At 49.7% G+C, this 18720-nt stretch carries 12 protein-coding genes and 1 riboswitch; of the genes, 4 read left to right on the top strand and 8 right to left on the bottom strand.

Annotated elements, in window-relative coordinates; translation table 11 throughout:
• Positions 1–23: 23 nt before the first annotated feature.
• Positions 24–4895 carry a CUB domain-containing protein gene (locus ACES2G_RS04910; protein ID WP_374001460.1) on the top strand — a complete coding sequence of 1624 codons (4872 nt, stop codon included), beginning with the start codon at positions 24–26 and terminating at the stop codon, positions 4893–4895.
• Between the two features lie 5 nt (positions 4896–4900).
• Here the strand turns inward: ACES2G_RS04910 and ACES2G_RS04905 are convergent, their stop codons facing one another.
• Positions 4901–5302 (bottom strand): hypothetical protein, encoded by a 402-nt coding sequence (locus ACES2G_RS04905; RefSeq protein WP_374001459.1) that lies wholly within the window; start codon positions 5300–5302, stop codon positions 4901–4903.
• 68 nt (positions 5303–5370) lie between these two features.
• Here ACES2G_RS04905 and ACES2G_RS04900 point away from each other — a divergent pair, with 68 nt between their 5' ends.
• A complete protein-coding gene (locus ACES2G_RS04900) occupies positions 5371–6171 on the top strand; it encodes an Mrp/NBP35 family ATP-binding protein (RefSeq protein WP_374001458.1) in 801 nt (266 codons plus the stop codon).
• 431 nt (positions 6172–6602) lie between these two features.
• A riboswitch (cyclic di-GMP riboswitch) is annotated at positions 6603–6685 on the top strand.
• A 167-nt stretch (positions 6686–6852) separates the two neighbouring features.
• Here ACES2G_RS04900 and ACES2G_RS04895 read toward each other — a convergent pair.
• The 3 genes from ACES2G_RS04895 to ACES2G_RS04885 all read right to left on the bottom strand — a co-directional run bounded on the left by ACES2G_RS04895 (position 6853) and on the right by ACES2G_RS04885 (position 9946).
• Positions 6853–7920 (bottom strand): branched-chain amino acid aminotransferase, encoded by a 1068-nt coding sequence (locus ACES2G_RS04895; protein WP_374001457.1) that lies wholly within the window; start codon positions 7918–7920, stop codon positions 6853–6855.
• 98 nt (positions 7921–8018) lie between these two features.
• On the bottom strand, positions 8019–9077 hold the full coding sequence (locus ACES2G_RS04890) for a linear amide C-N hydrolase (RefSeq protein ID WP_374001456.1): 1059 nt from the start codon (positions 9075–9077) through the stop codon (positions 8019–8021).
• 104 nt (positions 9078–9181) lie between these two features.
• Positions 9182–9946 carry a M48 family metalloprotease gene (locus ACES2G_RS04885; RefSeq protein ID WP_374001455.1) on the bottom strand — a complete coding sequence of 255 codons (765 nt, stop codon included), beginning with the start codon at positions 9944–9946 and terminating at the stop codon, positions 9182–9184.
• 219 nt (positions 9947–10165) lie between these two features.
• Between ACES2G_RS04885 and ACES2G_RS04880 the strand changes: the two genes are divergently transcribed.
• Positions 10166–11986, top strand: coding sequence for a hypothetical protein (locus ACES2G_RS04880; RefSeq protein ID WP_374001454.1), 1821 nt, complete (start codon positions 10166–10168; stop codon positions 11984–11986).
• On the opposite strand, the gene ACES2G_RS04875 is transcribed toward ACES2G_RS04880, so the two are convergent.
• Positions 11983–12321 (bottom strand): hypothetical protein, encoded by a 339-nt coding sequence (locus ACES2G_RS04875; protein WP_374001453.1) that lies wholly within the window; start codon positions 12319–12321, stop codon positions 11983–11985. The genes ACES2G_RS04880 and ACES2G_RS04875 overlap by 4 nt on opposite strands.
• 88 nt (positions 12322–12409) lie before the next feature.
• Between ACES2G_RS04875 and ACES2G_RS04870 the strand changes: the two genes are divergently transcribed.
• Positions 12410–13273, top strand: a complete 864-nt coding sequence (locus tag ACES2G_RS04870) for a LysR family transcriptional regulator (RefSeq protein ID WP_374001452.1) — start codon at positions 12410–12412, stop codon at positions 13271–13273.
• A 51-nt stretch (positions 13274–13324) separates the two neighbouring features.
• Here the strand turns inward: ACES2G_RS04870 and ACES2G_RS04865 are convergent, their stop codons facing one another.
• From ACES2G_RS04865 to ACES2G_RS04855, 3 genes are all read right to left on the bottom strand, one after another.
• Complete coding sequence (locus ACES2G_RS04865; protein ID WP_374001451.1) at positions 13325–14914, bottom strand: LysM peptidoglycan-binding domain-containing protein; 1590 nt, start codon at positions 14912–14914, stop codon at positions 13325–13327.
• A 63-nt stretch (positions 14915–14977) separates the two neighbouring features.
• On the bottom strand, positions 14978–17203 hold the full coding sequence (locus tag ACES2G_RS04860) for a transglycosylase SLT domain-containing protein (RefSeq protein WP_374001450.1): 2226 nt from the start codon (positions 17201–17203) through the stop codon (positions 14978–14980).
• Positions 17200–18720, bottom strand: a complete 1521-nt coding sequence (locus ACES2G_RS04855) for a flippase activity-associated protein Agl23 (protein ID WP_374001448.1) — start codon at positions 18718–18720, stop codon at positions 17200–17202. The genes ACES2G_RS04860 and ACES2G_RS04855 overlap by 4 nt, the downstream gene beginning before the upstream one ends.

The following is an 18720-nucleotide window of genomic DNA, read 5'->3' as shown; positions in this document are numbered from 1 at the left end:
CTTTTTATTCCGAATAAATAGTCATGAATTGCCAGGCACGTCTCAGAAAAATTGGTGTTTTTCTCTCTCTGATATTGGCGTTATCAGGATGCAACCTTAGCGCACAGATTCAAGACCTTCTGGAAGCGGAATCTCAAGGCCCCATTCAACTTAAGATCTCTGAAAAAAATCCTTATCTTATCGTCAATGCCGCCAATGTCGCAGCCAAATCCATTTCAGGAACCTGCACGAACAATGATGGCTCCGTCCAAATTACGTTGAACACTGATGCCCTTGCATCCGCTGCCTGCAACAACAATCAGTGGTCCATTCTTCATGACTTCTCACCAACTCCGGACAGTGACAACCTGACTCTCACAGTCCAGGAAACTACCGTCAATGGAGAACTTCTCACAGATACAGCCGTGCTCCTTAAAGACACTCTTCCACCGCAACTCACTCCCCTGAGCAGCCAGCTTATACCTGCTCTACCGCAAACAGCCTCCTGGAGCTGCCTCGACCCTCTGGATCTGTGCCAGTTCCGCGTTCAGGAAAGTGATTCTCCAGCCTTTGTCTTCGTTGCTGAAGACTTCAACAGCACCGCCAGCGCTTCACTGTCTACGCCGGGCATTCGTTATCTATACATCCAAGCCACTGATAAGGCACAAAATCTGTCTGCTCCGGTCCAAGTCCAACTGTACGTGGGCCAGCCGAAAATATTCATCGGCGCGCTTTCAAAAGAACTGACTTTGAATGGTATCGAAGATCTGAATATCCTGGCCCCGGCCTCCCTTCCGGAGATGGCCCTGTTCAACAATGAAACTTGTTCTGGGACCAAGAATTGGATCAGCACCGAAAACTTTGTGCCTAACTGGGCACTGGACCCAACCGCTGAAGGTGGCACTGCCTATGTCAGTGTAAAGTTTAGAACTGCAACCATGCAGGAATCCGCCTGTTACCACGACTCCATTCAGTGGCCTATCTACACCTCCCACACTATGTGCACCAGCACCAGCTCCAGCCTTTCTCGCGGACGTATCGTCGACTCCGGTGGAACATCGGGACCTTATCAAAACAACGAAAACTGCGCACTGAACCTGACACTTGCTGGCCCAACAAACTTCACATTTGACCTTTTTGATACAGAAGAAGGCTATGACTTCATCAAAATCTATGACGGCGAGACCAAGATTTTAGATCACTCTGGCACCGAGTTGCCAGATTCTTTCACCACGACCTCGAACAACGTTCGGGTCGAATTCATATCAGATGTAAGTTACACGCAAGCCGGCTTTAATCTTCGTTGGGAAAGCGCTGGGACTGGCGCCACTCAAACCATCTCTTTAAATAACGGCGATGCGATCGCGGTCAAAAATCTTGTTGATGTCGCGCTCAGCACACCCTCTCCCATGTTCCAAACCTATCTTACCGAAGACCCCAGTTGTTCTTCTGGAGGAACCTGGACAGCATTTACCGCTGCGACAACCTGGACTTTTGCAACTGCCAGCTCAGGCCCCAAAGAACTTTTTGTCAAGTTTCGCGACGCCTTTAACCAGGAGACCTTCTGTTCTTCGGCCAGCATCCGTCTGGAACTTCCAGAGATTTCCATTGATTATCCCGCAACTGAGGATCAGATCGGCAATTCGCTTGTGATCGGTGGGTATTGTTCGATCCCCAATAAACAAGTCCAACTTAGCGGCACTCTTACAGGCAGTACGACCTGCGCCCCGGACCAGAGCTGGGAGCTTACGCTGGACACCAGCGCTCTGGCTAACAACTCGGCGGTCAATGTCACCGCCACCCTCAAAGACGGCAGCGAGACCCTGGCCAGCAATGCCAAGACCTATACAATCACCAGAACTCTTTCACTGCAAACGCCCGCTCCCGCAACCACGATCGGACCCACAACTCAATTTGGCGGTTCGTGCAATATTTCAGGGGCGACGATCAATATCACAAGTCCGGTGACGACAACGACCACGTGTACAGCTGGAAGCTGGTCGGCTTCCATCAATGTACCTGGAGCTGACGGAGCCACCATCACCTTAACCGCGCAGCTTCTGCACAATTCAATCGTTCAAGAGACAAAATCCGCCACCTACACTTTGTCCACCACTCCGCCGACGGTGCAGATCACAGGAGCGCCTTCTGGCGTCAGCGTTCTGAGCTCTGTAAATGTCAACTTTGGCGGCACCAACGTCGGCTCGGTTCGCTACAAAATCGGAAATTCCACCGATTGCTCTTCGTCAACAGGCTATTCAACGGAAACTGCAGCTCCGGCAACAAGAACGCTGGATATTTCCGGGCTGAGCAATGGTAACGTCACTCTGTGTGCCGTGGGTAAAAATCCGGTCAATGGATTATGGCAGGACTTCGCTTCGGCCAGCAGTGTCAGTTGGACCAAGGATTCCGAAGTGGTCGCCACCATCACTTCAAAAAATATTTCCGTCGACGAGGGCACCACCAATAACACGATCACCTTCGCCCTTTCCGGCACGAAGACCTATGACGTCAAAATTTACTTCGACTACTTCGGCAGACAAATCTACATGGCGGATCACAACCTGGCTCCCGGATTTGTCACAATCCCGGCGGGAACTCTCACTGCATCCGTCAGCTATGATACTTTCGATAACGGACTGAACGACAGCGATCGGGACTTAAGAATTTATATATCGCATACCGACCAGCCGGCCGTCCGCATTGGCGCGACAAGTCTGGTCTCTCATCTGATCAAGGACAACGACGCAGTCTTTAAAACCGTCCTCAAAGTCGTCGCCGCCCGCAACAATCAATGTGCTATTTATTCTGACAACCGCCTGTTCTGCTGGGGTGACAACTACTACGGTCAACTTGGTTTGGGTCACAAAAATCGGGTTGGCACTATTGTGGAGCCCCTTCCAGGAACCACCTTCATCGATGTCTCCATCACGACCCAATCCATTTGCGCCATCACCTCCGCCAAAAAACTCAAGTGCTGGGGATACAACTACTACGGCGATCTGGGGATCGGCTCCACCACAGATCAGACCTCTCCTGCAGATGTCGACAGTGCAGAAAACTATGTGCAGGTATCCCTTGGAGCCAATGGGGCCTGCGCCCTGACCGAACTCGGAAAAGTGAAGTGCTGGGGTCGAAATGTGAGTGGAACGAACGGAGATGGCACCACCGCCAACAGCTCCACGCCTCAGTTGATTGATAGTTCTGTCACCTATACCAGTGTTCACCGAAAATCCGGTACTGCCTGCGGAATCACGGCGGCTCAGGAATTGAAATGCTGGGGCGGGAACTCTTACCAGCAGATTGTTGTCGGAAGCACCAGCAATGTGCTGACACCGACCGTGGTCGACGCCGGAACGACGTATCTTTCTGCGACTGGCGGGTCCACTGTCTGCGGGATTACAACAGCCAACAAATTGAAATGTTGGGGATGGAACAACAACTCAAATGTCGGAGCTTATGCTGGCACCAACCCCGTTGTCACACGGGCCACCATCGACGGCGCCACCAATTATCTTTTTATATCAGATGATATGGGTTATCGCTGCGCCATCACCTCTAACAATGACCTGAAGTGCTGGGGCGAGGTTCGCGGTACGGTCAACTCCAATCAAACCACACTTTTGACGTCGCCCACCGATGTTAACGACGGGATCAAGTACTCTCAGATTGCGATGGCTGGTTATGGGGCTTGTGGTGTTTCTACGGATGGACAGATTGTCTGCATGGGCGATCACTACAACAACTGGTTTGAGCCCGCGATCCTCTTTGACCTGACCCTTGTGGATACCGATACCACCGTATCAGACTACGGCGTCGGGTCTGCGGGTGCCTGCGCGATTAAGTCCGACGGCCTGGCCCTGTGCCTTGGCGCACATGCCGGAGCGGGATCGACAGTGTCCACCCCCGCTATTGTCGACAACGGCTCTAACTTTACCGGAGGCAAGGCGGTTCCTTCGAATAACGGCAGTTGTGTCATCAATGGCAGCGGGCAGATGTTCTGTTCCGGAGCCAATGGCTTTGGTGCCGTCGGAAATGGTGCGACGGAATCGTATGTCCCTTATATGTCTCCGGTTGCTCACTCAATTGCTTTTGCCAACACAGCCAGGGAAACTTTCTATTGCGGGTATGGCATATCAACCAGCGGCACCTTTTACGCCTGGGGATCTGAATCAAGCTGCCCCAGTCGCACACCGGCAGCGGTGGATACGGGCACAACGTACAAACCTGAGACCCTGGCCGTCGCCGACAGTTTAGCTTGCGCCATCACCACCGGAGATCAACTGAAGTGCTTTGGCTACGATGGTGGAACAGGTCATTTGGGCGGTGTCTCGCGCAACACACCAACCCTTATGGACAGCGGCACCCAATATCGATTTGTGTCTGTCGCCTACGCGCTCATCTGCGGAATTACCACCGCGGATAAAGTCAAATGCTGGGGCGCAAACAGCACAGGTAAAGTGGGCAATGGTACCACCACCAACACCAGCGTTCCTTACACTGTGGACTCAACTGAAACCTTCACCAAGCTAAGTGTTGGCTCCAGCCCGGTCTGCGCGATCACCAGTGGACAAGTTTTGAAATGCTGGGGCTACTGGGGGGATTACACTGGGAATTTGACGGTCACTTCGCCCACTGTGGTCAACGCTGGAACATCCTATCTGGACATCAAGGTTGGAAGCAGCTCCGCCCTGGCGATGACCACGGACGGAAAACTGCACTACTGGCCAACCGCACGCTTTGACCAGGCACCCATAGCCATTCAGCCTGCGACGACTTTCACCAGCATCAAAGGTCATGGCGCAGGGTACACTTACTGCGCCATGGACACCTCTTCAAAACTGTGGTGTTCAAAAGCAAGATGGGATGGAACTTTCGTATCCACCCCACGCTATATGCCTTACCGAAGACAGTAAAAATTCTAAGCCGATTTATTAAGGATAGCCTTGTAAGCCGTCTCCAAAAACTCCAGCGATTCGCGGTCGCTGCGATGGATGGCGGCCTGATAGGCCTCTGTCACAATCTTGATAGAGGCCCCTGCCGGAACCCCCAAAACCTCATAAGCATCCCAGGAATGCCCGTTGTAATTAAACATCACGTTGAGGTTTTTCGATTGGCTCCCCGCAAGATCCGGATGAACTTGAGGGGGTGCAACATTTCGACGCAAAGGCTCGATGGCCGGCGCCTGAACTGGCGCAGGATCGATTAGAGGTGGTGCACTGTCTTTCGCCTTCAGGTTCAGTTGCGTCGGACGACGCCCTCCGCCCCGCGAAACGAGATACCAGAAAATGAAAGCCCCTGCTCCCACTAGATTCAATGTCAAAAAGTCTTGGCTATTCATCCAAGTTCTATTATTGGTTGTGTGGACCAAATTAGCAAGGAGTCACCTTCATGGCAGCCCCAAATCCCTTTGAAAAACAGACGCCAATTCCCGGAGTGAAACACATTATCGCCGTCAGCTCTGGTAAGGGCGGAGTCGGTAAAAGCACGGTGGCTACCAATCTTGCCATGGCTTTGGGCAAAAAAAACAAAGTCGGCCTGCTGGATGCTGATATCTACGGCCCGAGCATTCCTCGTATGTTAGGAACTCTGGCTCAAAAACCTCATATCAATCCCGACACCAATCAACTGGAGCCAATCACCCGTTACGGCATCAAGCTGATGAGCATCGGTTTCCTGGTGGAAGAAGGTGCAGCAGTCGTTTGGCGTGGACCTATGCTGTTCAAAGCAATGGACCAATTCCTGCGTGATGTGAATTGGGGCGAGTTGGACTATCTGGTGGTGGATCTACCTCCGGGCACAGGTGATATCCAACTGACTTTGGCGCAGAAAGTTCCAGTGGCAGGCGCAGTGATGGTTTCCACTCCGCAAAACGTGGCGTTGGTGGATGTGAAAAAAGCCGTCGATATGTTTGCGCGTGTGAATGTTCCTTTGTTGGGTCTTGTTGAAAACATGGCTTACATGATCAACCCTGCGAACGGCGAAAAAATGCAGCTTTTCCCTAAAGGCGAAATCGATGCTTACGCAGACTCCAAAGGCATCAACAAGTTGGGGCAGATTCCATTCAACCCTTCTGTGGGCATGGCGTGCGAAGCTGGCATTCCTATTGTTGAAGCCAACAGCAATGGCGCAGAGGCGCAGGCCTTCATGAAGATCGCTGATGAAATTCGTGAACTTCTTCCGACAACCTAGTTCAAATTTTTATAATTCTATTTTTTATTCTCAAAAAAGGCCGTCGCGAAGACGGCCTTTTTGTTTCAAGCCAAAACAAAAAACCATTCTGTTTCCCACCCTGATACGCAAATCTGACGTAAATTGAGAATCGACATTGGTGCTCTTGAAAATCAAACTTTGGTCGAGCTATCCTGATCTTGTTGAAACCACAAGGCTCGTGAGACTTACCCTCGAGTAAGTGAACGCTAGTAGGGCCAGCTAAAGGAGGACACGGATGAATTTTCGTTTTTACGAACATCACGATGACGAACTGAAGTGAAGATGCGTCACCAGGTTTATTACAAAGAGGTGCGGTTCATGCCTCTCTAAACAAGAATGGACTGGTAGGATCTGATGAATAACTCAAAGGAGGTTCCTAGGGTTATACTCGTTAGGATATAGATCCTTCCTTTGCCTCAAGGCAAACCGTCGGAAACGGCGGGACGCAAAGCTAAAGGGGTGTCGGCGTAAGCCATGCCAGCCAGCTGCCAAAGGTGAGTCACCTGAGGAATCAGAGGTGTGCATATGGAAGGAACAAATACATACAAGGATTGGTTTCATTCCCCTTAGCTAGCGAGTTATCACTGACGATTCCTCGCTAGCACTTTTTTTGGGCCTTGTCGTTTCCAGACAAATTCGCCCAAGCAGAATCAATAAAAATTACTTCTTAAGAGGCACCAGCCAGTTTAATTTATCCGGCTGAGTTCCGCGCTGAATGGCCGTGATCTCGCTGTAAAGTTCGTTGCTCAACGGACCATTTTCATTGTTGTTGATGATCCAGTCTTTACCTCTGTAGTGCAGCACACCCACAGGCGAAATAACCGCCGCTGTGCCGGTTCCAAAGACTTCCTTAAGCTCACCCCTGCCCAGACGCTCGATCACCTCAGTGATGGTAATACGGCGTTCTACGACAGGCAGACCTTTTGAGCGCAGAAGCTCCAAAATAGCATCACGAGTCCCACCCGGAAGAATACTGCCGTTCAAAGCTGGTGTGACGATCTCGTTATCGAAAACGAAGAACACGTTCATCGTGCCGACCTCTTCGATCCCCTGATGTTCCACATCCAACCACAACACTTGGGAATAGCCCTGTTTTTTAGCATCCAAAGCCGCCTTCAGACTGGAGGCATAGTTCGCCCCCGCCTTTACAGCCCCCAACCCGCCTGGTGCCGCACGAAGATACTTTTCTTCCGCCCAGATTTTTATCGGCTTAGTCCCTTCAGAGTAATAAGAACCCACCGGAGACAGCAAAATAAAGAAAATGGTTTCACGAGAAGGACGCACCCCAAGGAAAGGCTCCGATCCGATCAAGGTCGGACGGATATACAAAGAGGTATTGGGACCTTCAGGAATCCAGCGCTCATCGACCGCCACAAGTTCCTGCAAAGCATCCATGAAAAGCTCCAATGGAGGAGCTTCCAAACACAGACGAGCAGCCCCATCGGCCATACGACGCTGATTGAACTCCGGACGGAAGAAAACCACTTTGCCGTCTTGCTGGCGGAAAACTTTCATCCCCTCAAACAGGGCCTGACCATAGTGAAATACAGAAGCACCTGGATCCAAAGAAAGTGGACCATAAGGAACAATAGCAGCTTCGCTCCACCCTTTACCTTCGGTGAACTTAGCCACAAACATGTGATCAGAGAAATGTTGCCCAAATCCAAGTTGATTGGACGGAGGAAGGGCCTTCGGCGAGGTCGTCAGTGTCTTGGTAATTGTTGTCATACCATGGACCTACCGAACCTCGGCACAATGGTCAAACTTCGATTGCGTTTTTCACCTTTTAATAGGCCCGCAGCCCCGTGTTAAACTGAGAAACCTTTCTAAAGCCCTTGGAATGCGAAAGGAGCTGTTTCTTTGAAGGATTTTGTCGAATTTCCAGAGTAGATATTGCGCTGGTCTTTGCCCAAATCCAACTTCATGACTTTTCCTTTTTCTTTCGAAAACTCAACTTCTTTCAAGTCCACCCAAAAAGTGTTCGGAGTCAGAGCTGATTCAAAGAAATAAAGAAGACGAGAGTGATCCGACACGGTTCTCCAGCGTGTCGAGGAAATATTCGGCTGGCCCGGTGTGCTGATACCATAGGGCACCGAAACATTCCGGATCACACCAAAGACGCTAGCCAAAGTAACTACCGGATCTTTTTCCTTGGGAATCGCCTTGATGTAAAAAGATGCGCGGGCAAAACGATCTGCGGATCGGTTGGTTCCCGGCAGCATCACAGTCCCACCAATTTCCTTCCAATAGGAGTCCAAGGCCAATTGCTTTTCAAACGTCGGAGAATTCGTCATCACCTGATAGTTTTTGCTGTGATGAATAACCTGCTTACCGTCGATATATTCAATAATGGCACTGTCCCCGCTGGAGTCAGAAATCGAAAGATGCAAGGTCGCCAGACGATTCTGACCAGGCACATTGGCGGTCACAACAATAAAAGACTCTTTCTTCAAAGCCTCGACAGCTTCTTTCACAGAAGAAAAATTATCCAGGATGTATTGCCCCCACAAGGAAATCGCCACCGCCGGTTTGTCTTTGGTGTACTTCGGATAATTCGATTCAACCAGCCACAGGATATTTGCCACAAGTCCTTTTTCGTTCATCCCGTCTGTCGTGGAAATATCGTAACCGGATGCAATCACACTGCCATATTTTGAAGTCCACTTCAGCGAGTTCGGACCAGCCTGCCCACTGCGCTCCATGCCTCTGGGGAAAATCCACAGATTTGAATTAATATCGTCTTTCCAATCCATTGAACGGGCTGTCATAACCTGACTGCCGGCACCATGATAGACAAACCGGGTGCAGGCTTCACTGGAATTGGGAATGACAGTAGTACTGGCCAGCAAAGCAACAATAGTGACCAGATTCAGGATGGTTTTCATAGGCGATTCTCCGAGGCAAGTTGATACACACGAAAATGTTTATCATCGAACCTCTTCGCAAGCAACCCGGGCCTCGCCATAAACCAGATCAAAGACCTACGACACTAGAAAATATCGCAGGAGCCTTGTTCATAAACTTTATTCATCAAAGCTTGCGCCCTGACAGCCGCCGGATCATCAGACTTGTCTGTCGTAATATCAAAACCCATCAGCGCACTGGTGGCGCTATTTAAATCCGCTGCCGAATGAGGAAGTCCCTGACGCTTCATATATTCCAACTGTTGAGCAGCAACGCAATCAGCCTGCAGCTCCATCGCCAGTCCACTCGTCGCCATCAAATCTTGAATAGAGGCTAGAAGATCGCGTCCTTTAGGCCATGTTCCGGCCTTCACCGCCTCATAGATGTTTTTAAGCTGATAAGCCGCAGCTCCCAGTGGCAACGGCGTCTTTTGCAGATTGTGCGCTTTTTCTGAATGCGCCAATTCGTGCGCAATCACGGCTGTCAACTGAGCCGGAGACAGCATCTCGACAATGCTTTTGGTCAAAAACATGTTGTTGCCAAAACTAAACCCGTTGGGTTCATCGGAAAGTCCCTGAATAATGATGATAGAAAGCTTGTCGTATCGATACTTAAAGGCCGGATACTGATAGATCTTCTGCAGCGCTTGTTCCGCCTTGTGTTTGGCTTCAGGAGCCTCGATTTCCTTAAACTGCGGATGACTGACCTTCGCGGCCGCCAGCAAAATTCCGCGGACCAGTTGTCCTAGATAATAATCCGGCGAAACATACTGTGTGGCCGAGGCCTGCGCCTGAAAGACCACCATACAAGCCATCACAATATTTACTGCAAAAATATTTTTCCAACGCATAAGACCTCTCTCAGAAAATTTATTCTAGCGATATTCATACCCGGTCCGGAGCGAATCTAAAGCCGAGAGACTGTCAAATACGCGCCTAAAATGGTACCCCTGCCAATTAAGGGCCCTTGCCGCTTCCGGGCTTCTGTCAAAGATATGAACAGGCCCCGGGGACCCAAAACAGTCTGATTTCCCTCTCAGACTGGCTTCAGCTTTGCTCAAAAGTCGATCATGCGCATTCAAGCTTTTAAACTCTTTGTGACTGGTCTTTTGATCTCCGGCTCGGCCTGGGCTTCCGATATTCCGGCATTTTGCAAAGAACCCGTTGTCAGCCTCAAGGATTCTGAACAAAAAATTCTCAACCCATCCCTGACGGGACATCTGTACCAAAGAGCTTTCCTGAAGCTGGCACAAAGACTGAGCCTTGAAAATCTTAGTACCATCGAAGCCTACGCCGCAGCCCTGAGCACCCGTCTGCAAAAAGAACAGATTGAAAGCTTCAAAGCCATCTTCGTCAAATATGGTCAGGCGTCAGACTATGAAAACTTCATTCAAACACTGAAAAAAACAGACTACTGGAAACCCGAACTGCGCATGCAGAACTCTTATGTTGCAGTGGTTGCGGCACTGGCCCGCCATCTGGGTGAGCTGAACATCAGTGACAGCGAAATTGAAAGTCTTTGGATCAGTCACAACTGGCCGCGTATTGATGGAACATCGCTGTCGAAAAAATTGGCCGCTATTTCCGGAGCCACGGATAAGAAACGCCATCTGACGGTGGCAGAATTCAATTCTTTGCTGCGTGGACTGGGGCGTGATTGCAGTTCGCTCACCGATGCGGAAATTCAAACGAAAATGCGCCAGGATTACTGGCTGACATTAAGGGAAAAGCAAACAGCGGACGTCGATGGCGCCCGCATTGTGGTCCTGGGACAGGTCTTTGTCGCAGTTCCTTCGATCAAATTGCCGGATCAACGCCTGAACCCAGGCACGACCAAATTTATCACTGCAAAAAAATACGCTTCTGAAAATTATGAAACCTATATTCAGAAACGCCACACCATCAATCGTCGCAGCGATCTGGAAGTGATTCAGTATTTCCACGCCAACTATGGTGATTCAGCTTATGTGGTGGTTGATAAAAAACAAAAACAACTGATTTACTTCCGTCAGGATGGAGTTCAGCTTTCCAGCTCTCAGATCGAAACCTATCCGGGTGATGAAATCAACTCGGGTGGCGCTGGTATTTACTTCTATGCTTCCCAAGCCAGCGGATTCCATTTTCTGCAAGCCGAACGCGACAACCTGACTCGGGCCGTATTCAAATCCAATGGTTCTGTACCAGTGGGAACACCTATTTATGTTCTTCCAGCAACCTCCGAACATCACTTCCGCATTCGCAATCATAAGCTGACCTTTGGCGCCAGCAAGGTGTTCCGCAATCGTGTGGCCTACAACTACACCCCGCTGAACCGCGACTTCAAAAAAATTGCTATCACAGTGAAACTCAACGACAGCTTCACGCAAGCCTATATTAAAGCCTTGCAGGACGAAAAAAGCACTTTGATGGGACTGCTGCGCATTGAAGATGATGATTACAATATGTTGGCACAGTTTGCCTTTGGCGTTCTTGCACCAGAAACTGACTACGGTCAGAACTGGAAATACAAAATCAAGGAACTGGCTCCGGTTTTGGTTTCTTTGGCCAAGGGCAATGGTTTTGACACTGATACCAACAGCCGTGGCCCGACACAAATCAAACGCATTCCCGAGACCATCATTGAACACTACAAAATGGAAAAAAGTGATTTGAAAGATCCAAAATCAGCCGCCATCGCCACCCTGGCCTTCAGTGCCGACTTGATGAAAGATCTGCGCAATGTGGCGTATCACCACTCAGAGATCACCGAGGAAACTCTGCAAAACTATCTGTATTACCTCTACCAGGGACGCCGCTGGGAAATTCGCAATGCCACAGCGACGCCGGACAGGAACGCTTCGATCCGAAAAATCAAAAGCGCCATTTCTTTATTGTCGATTAAGAATATTTAGTAAGAACTTGGGCAGGTCACAGTTACTTGCTCAGATCTCTTACGCAGAGACAGGGACAAATCCCCTTCTGTCTCCGCATGAACAGACATATCACCAGAAGACAAATTAGCCAGATAGCGGCCATCCACTTCTATCACACGAACCTTGAACTTTTCCACCTGGCGATCCAGAACCCAAGCCGCCAGATCTGTATTTTCTTTCACCTCCACGGCCATTTCAACCTGCACATCGTATGTATGGGCTGGACTGCGATATTCGATAGCACAAACTGGCTTTGCCGCCATTGCCACTGACACCATCAAGGACATAACAACGGATACAACAAGACTTTTCATAGGACCTCCACAACGAAAGGCCTTATAACGCCGAAATGAAACAATCAAAATTGAATTATTATTAATACATTAATAAGATTTACTTATTATGTCAGAACCTAATATTTACCACCTGAAATACTTCATCAAAGCCGCCGAACTAGGGAGCCTGGCCGCCGCCGCCAAGGCCCTGAACATCAGCCAGCCCGCAATCAGCCAAGCCATCAGAAAGCTTGAGGAAAACCTGCAGTGCGAACTGCTTCTACACACCAAAAATCGCTTTAAACTGACCGAGGAAGGCCGCCTGCTGCTGGAGCGTTCGCGAGGAATCCTTGGCCAGCTTGAAGAACTCAAAGTCGACCTCAAAGGCCGTTCTGAAATTGTTTCAGGCCCCTTAAGTGTGGCCACGTCCAGTGCGGTGGCGCACTATCTTCTACCATCCATTTTAAAAAACTTTATGAAGGCACACCCCTCCACGACACCTGAAATTCAATTCGGTTCTGTCCAGGAAATCACCCAGATGATCCGCTCTGGCAAATGCGAACTGGGAATCATCATTGATGAAAGCCGTCCCTCTGGATTTGAAGGCAAACTTTTAGGCGAAGGCGGCTTCTGTTGCATTCAAAAATCCAGTGTCCTGCCTGCGCAACCCCGCTTCCTGAGCACTCAGGAAAGCCCCGGCAAACTCGAACTGGAAAAAGCCTACAAACGGGCCACAGGAAAAAGTGCGCTTACCGCCTTAACCGTGGAAAGCTGGGAGGTCATTGCCCAAATGAGTCTGCTGGGAATGGGCGTCGGCTTTGTGCCTGACTTTATCGCCGCCTCACAGCCGGGACTCAAAACCGTTGATGAGTTTTCAGAGTGGGCCGCAAAAATCCGCTATAAGATCTATCTGATCCATCTTGGTGAACATCAGGTGTCCAAGCCTGCCCGGCTGTTTATTCAGAACTTGCAGCAAGGTTTCCGGGAATAAAAAAAGGGACTCTTCACAGAGTCCCTTTTAGTTTCTAATTTAATCTGAATTTTACTGATTCACTTCATTTGGAATCACAATGCGCGTCCCCACCATCAAAGAAGCCGGGTTGCGGATATTGTTTTTCTGTTTGATTTCAGAAACCGCCACGTTGTATTTCGCAGCGATCACAGAAAGGTTTTCACCACGACGAACCACGTGAACCTTTGCCTTAGGCTTGCTGGATTTCGCCACATCCACTGTTGCTTTGGCGATAGCAGAACTGCCTGGTGTTGGAACTTTGATTTTCATCCCAACTTTCAATGTACGACCACGTTTGATGTTGTTCATACGTTGAAGCTCAGAAACGCTGGTGGAATACTTACGTGCAATCGTGAACAAAGAATCCCCGGATTGAACGATGTAGTAACGACCATCGCTGCTGACCGTCACGGTTTCACCGCTGCGAGGAGCGGTGTTGGACTTCTTGGCCACCATGGAACGAGTCGCTGAACGATCTTTCACCGGAGTGCGATCCGGAACCTGAATACGCATGCCCACTTTCAAAGCCTTGCGGCGAGGCAGATCATTCAGATCACGCAGGTAAGCCACAGTCGTGCGATAGCGACGAGCCACTGTGCTCAACGTATCACCATGGCGAATACGGTAAGTTTGCGTGTCACCAGAGTCAGCGATGAACTGAACGCTGGTCACATAGCTCTCTGTTGCCGCCACTTTAGCATCAATGGCTGTGCTCGGTGGAACGCGCAGGACCAGATCGCTGCCCTTGAGGATCGCCACTTCACCTTTGAACTTTGGATTCAAAGCTTTGAAGTCTTCATAGTTCAAATTCAGCTTTTCAGCCATCATGCGCAGGTTCACCGGCTGATTGACTGTGATGTGATCGAACTCAATTGGCGGAAGATAATCAATATCGTCGAAACCATATTTCGCAGGATCTTTACCGATCATTTTCGCGGCAATGAACTTAGGCACATAGTTGATAGTTTCAGCCGGAAGTCTTTTCTTACGAGCCAGCTCCCAGAAATCGCGTGTATAGTGATTCATCACTTCGCGCTTTACGCGGTTTTCACCCACGTTATAGGAAGCCATCGCCAGATACCAGGAACCGAAGACGCTATAAAGGCCTTTGAAATATTCAGCCGCTGCTTGCGTGGCAAAAACCGGGTCACGGCGTTCATCCACGAAGGCGTTGATATCCAAGCCATAACGTTTTCCTGTACCGCGAATGAACTGCCAGTAACCCACTGCTGACGCATGTGACGTCGCACGGGAACTGAATCCAGATTCAATCAAAGCGATGTAGAAAAGATCTTCAGGAAGTCCATTGTCACGCAAAACCTTTTTCATCAGTTTTTCGTAACGAGTGGATCTGGCCAGATAACGTTCCATGTGCGGGCGACCGCGACCCTGGAAGTAGGCAATCCACTTTTCAACTAGGGGGTTAACTTCAGTAGGGATGGATTCCAATTCCTGATCCACCACCTTGGGGCCTTCGGGGTCAGACAAGCGGAACGAGCCAATGTCCTTCAAATCCCCTTCACTGTTGGTTGCTGATCTGCCAGCATTTGTGCCCAAATCCTTATGAGCACACCCTGCCAAAAAGGCCAGGACCAAACTCAATGTTAAAAGTCTCCTCATGAGTCCTCCGACGCAGCTTTCAGGCTACAAAAGTCAGAGGACTTTTTCAATAAAACATCGTCCTTATTTTGCCTTTTTAATCAGCAAATCCTGCCATAGGACGGGATTTGGGGCATAATTTCCCTTCTCTGAGAGACGATACAGCAGGACGTTCCTCAAGATCGCCTTCACATAGAAGCTCGTCTCCGTCCATGGCAACTCGTCAAACCAAAGCTCATCAAGGGGTTCAGAGCTGGGCTTGGAAACTAGTTCGCCAACCTCAGTTCTTCCCTCCATCCATAATTTCATGCGATAGGGCCCTGCATTATAAGCCGCCAAAGCAAATGGCACGCTTCCTTGGAACTGGTCTAACATCTGGGATATATAGAACGACCCCATCGGGATATTCACTTCCGGACGGAACATATCGTCTGGAAGCTCCACTTTCATTCCCAGCTTGCGAGACACTTCCTGCGCAGTGGGTGGAATCATTTGCATCAACCCCAGGGCGTTGGAAGTCGAAACCGCCTTCAAGTTGAAAGCACTTTCCTGGCGAGTCAGACTTTTAAACAAGACCGCATCCACGCCATAACGTTCTGCCTCAGCCTGATACAAACTAGAGAACGCTTCCGGATAACTGATCTTCACAAACTGTTCACGGCGCAGACGAGGATCTGACTCCATCGCCTCATTGATCCAGCGAATGGCGGTGACGTACTGCTGACGCTCCATCATTTTTTCCGCCAGATTCACTTTCAGCGTCGCATCCTTCATGAAAGGCATGAACGACAACTCTTCCTGTGCCTCGCTCACCCAACCGGATTCAGACAACGACTTAAAGCGCAGCCATGCGGACTTCTGCGCCCCCACGACATAAAACTCGTTCGTCAATGCCGGAATTTTATCTTTGTTATCCGGCCAAGTCAGCTTGCCTTCCTGAGCTTCAGCACGCAGGCGCAGTCCATAGTAAGAAAACGGAAAACGGTCCATCAAATCCGCAGCCGCCTGCTTGGCCCGATCCGACTTGCTGGCCTGGAAAGATCTTACCAACCAATACTGCCCGTTGAGCTCATAGCGCTCGCGTCCCTGTTGCAGAAGCCTTTCCAACAGCGCCGATGCATTCGTGAACTCTTTCTTTCTGTAGTAAATCAAACTGGAACGGAACAAGGCTTCCGCCGCTTCCTCCGAACCCAGATGATTGGTGAAAAGTTTTTTATAAAGATCCAACGCCCGATCATACTGTCCCAGGAAGTGCGCAGACCGTCCGGCGATCCACAACGCAGAAGTTGTACTTGGAGCCGCAGGGTTCTTTTCCATCGCTTTCAGTGCCAATGACATAGAGCCTGCATAATCCGCACGACGATGCAGATTCTGCGCCCAATCCATCAGACGTTGGGTGTCGGCCTCTTCCATTTCATTCAAAGCTTTGACCCTCACCAGCTTTTCAGACAGGGAATTATATATTTCCAACGGTTTGTCTTTCAATCGACGAGCCGCCCGGCTGCCCGGGTATTCATTCAAAATCTGAATAGAATCTTTCAGCGCCGAGATAGGATCATTCTGCTTCAAGGCTGCGGCCACACGTTCTTCCAATTTACTTTCTTCGCCGCTGACTTCTGGAACAGTGACAGTGGGCTTAGTGGGGGCCACCACCGTCACTTTTGTACGACTGATAAAATCCAATTTTTCCTGAAGATATTTTGAGTCACGCTGATCCTGCGCCTGCTCATAGAAGAATTGCGCTTCGGCATAATTGTTATCCAAAAGCGCCAAGTCACCCAACAACTGGTAAACACGACCTCTTTGATCTTTATTCAAAGTGTATGAACCACCCAGCAGGCTGTCGATACCACTGACCGCTGTTTTCACCTTGCGACTGACTTGATCTTCCAACGCCGAAAGCTTCAAACTGACATAAGACTTCGCCAAATTTGCAGACCACGGTCCTTCCTGCAGCAAGTCCTTATGAGCCTCCATCGCGCTCAAAGCCTTGTCCACGGCAGCCCGATCCTTAACCTTATTCTGCGCACCTTCCAGACAATGCAGCCAACTTGTCGCCACCCAACCACGCAGATCCTTGCGAGCATTAAACACCTGAGGCGCCAGCTTGGAGCATTCCGCCCATTTCAGATGAATCTCATAGTCCTTCAGCTGGGATAACGGAGAAAGCTTTACTTTCTTTTTTTCCGGAGTGACCTGATACAAATCGACCACAGTTCCAGATAACTCTTTTTTGACATCAATCTTATGCACCTGCGCTGAAGCTGTTGATCCAATCAAAAGACCGGCAAGAATAATATTTTTTCTCATGGAGCATCCTCCTCTGACGGACCCACAACTTGCAGGCTTCCTTTATAACCGCTCATATCAAAAGCGGACTTTCGCAAATAGACAACACTGGCCTCTTTCCCCTGACGGAAAACTGTTTCAATCTTCCAATAGGGTTCATTCAAAAGAAGTTCCAATGGTTCACTGTCGATCTTCTCGCAGAAGTACACCAAAGCGTTCGGCAGAATTCTTTTACTGCAAAGCTCAAATGCCGCGGCACTTGAATCCCTGAGAATCCATGGCCAAGGCCATTGCTCTTTCATGCCGAACTGCACGGTTTCTTTGCGCAGCTCTGGATGGGCCTTCAACGTGGAGGTGATCTTAACAGCCACATCCACCAACTCGTAACTTGAATTCACATAAACATAGGGATGTGTCAAATCCACCGGCACTTTATAAACAGATGCATAAGTACTTTGGAAGCCTATCAAAGCAAGCGCCAACCCGGATGCCACCAAGGCCCAGCGTCCGCGAGCTTTGTCAGCAAAGACCTGCTGCAGGCTGAACGCCAACACAAAATAAAAGCCCCACACCAGCGACAGAATGCACCAAACAGTTTTATAGGGAATCAATGAGTACACCAGCAGTTGCACCAGCGAAAAAACGCTGACAACACGCAAAATATGATGACGAGAAAATGCGCCCCAGAATGCACAGGCCACACCTAACAATGCCAAAGGCTCTGCCGTATAGAGGACCTGCAGCCAATACCAGAAGCTCTTTTCATGTCCCTGTCCGTGCACGCCAGTTTTCAACCACGGCAAAATAGCCTTGAAGAAGTCCAGCAGCCCGGATGGATTCTTAAAAAATCCTGTGAATAACTGCACGAACAACAACAGCAGAACCAAAAACAGAACGGTGACAGAACGGTTCCACGCCTGCGCGATACGGGATACGCCAAAAAGATCACGCAAAGTGCGTGGTCCCAACGCCAACAACCCCACACCCCAGGCAAACAAGGTCACTACAAAAGTTTCCTTCAGGGTCAGCATGCCCCAAAGCCCCAACAAGAAAAGCCCTAAAGCCTTGCTATCCTGCCGCTGAAGCCAGCGTAAAAGTCCCAAGGCAAACACAATCTGAAAGAACACAAAGGGCATCTCATGAATCCCGGACCTGCCGAAGAAGATAAAGGCCGGACTGATCAGAACTAAAACAGCCATGCTTAAGTTGACAAAACGTGACGACAAGGCCCCGTACAAAAAGACCATCACACTTAAGACACTGAAAACGGCAGGCACCGCCCGCAGCACTTCCAGACTGCGCCCCCACAAGGACTCAAACAACTGCAGCACGTAAAAATAAAGAGGCCCGTGATAATTGTTAGGATCGTATTTGTAAAACCCCAGCTTGGACATCTGCATGACAAACCAGCCGTTGATGCCCTCGTCAAAATGAATGGGCTTGTTCGTCAGCAGCATAAATCGACTGAGGATCGCCAGCAGCAAAAGCCCCAACCACAGCGCTATTTGAGAGAAGTTCGTGACCTTCAAGGATTTCAT

This window comes from Bdellovibrio bacteriovorus, assembly GCF_041888015.1.
Lineage (GTDB): Bacteria > Bdellovibrionota > Bdellovibrionia > Bdellovibrionales > Bdellovibrionaceae > Bdellovibrio.
The sequence above is the reverse complement of the archived record's forward strand: the minus strand, read 5'-3'. Positions and strand labels throughout refer to the sequence as shown.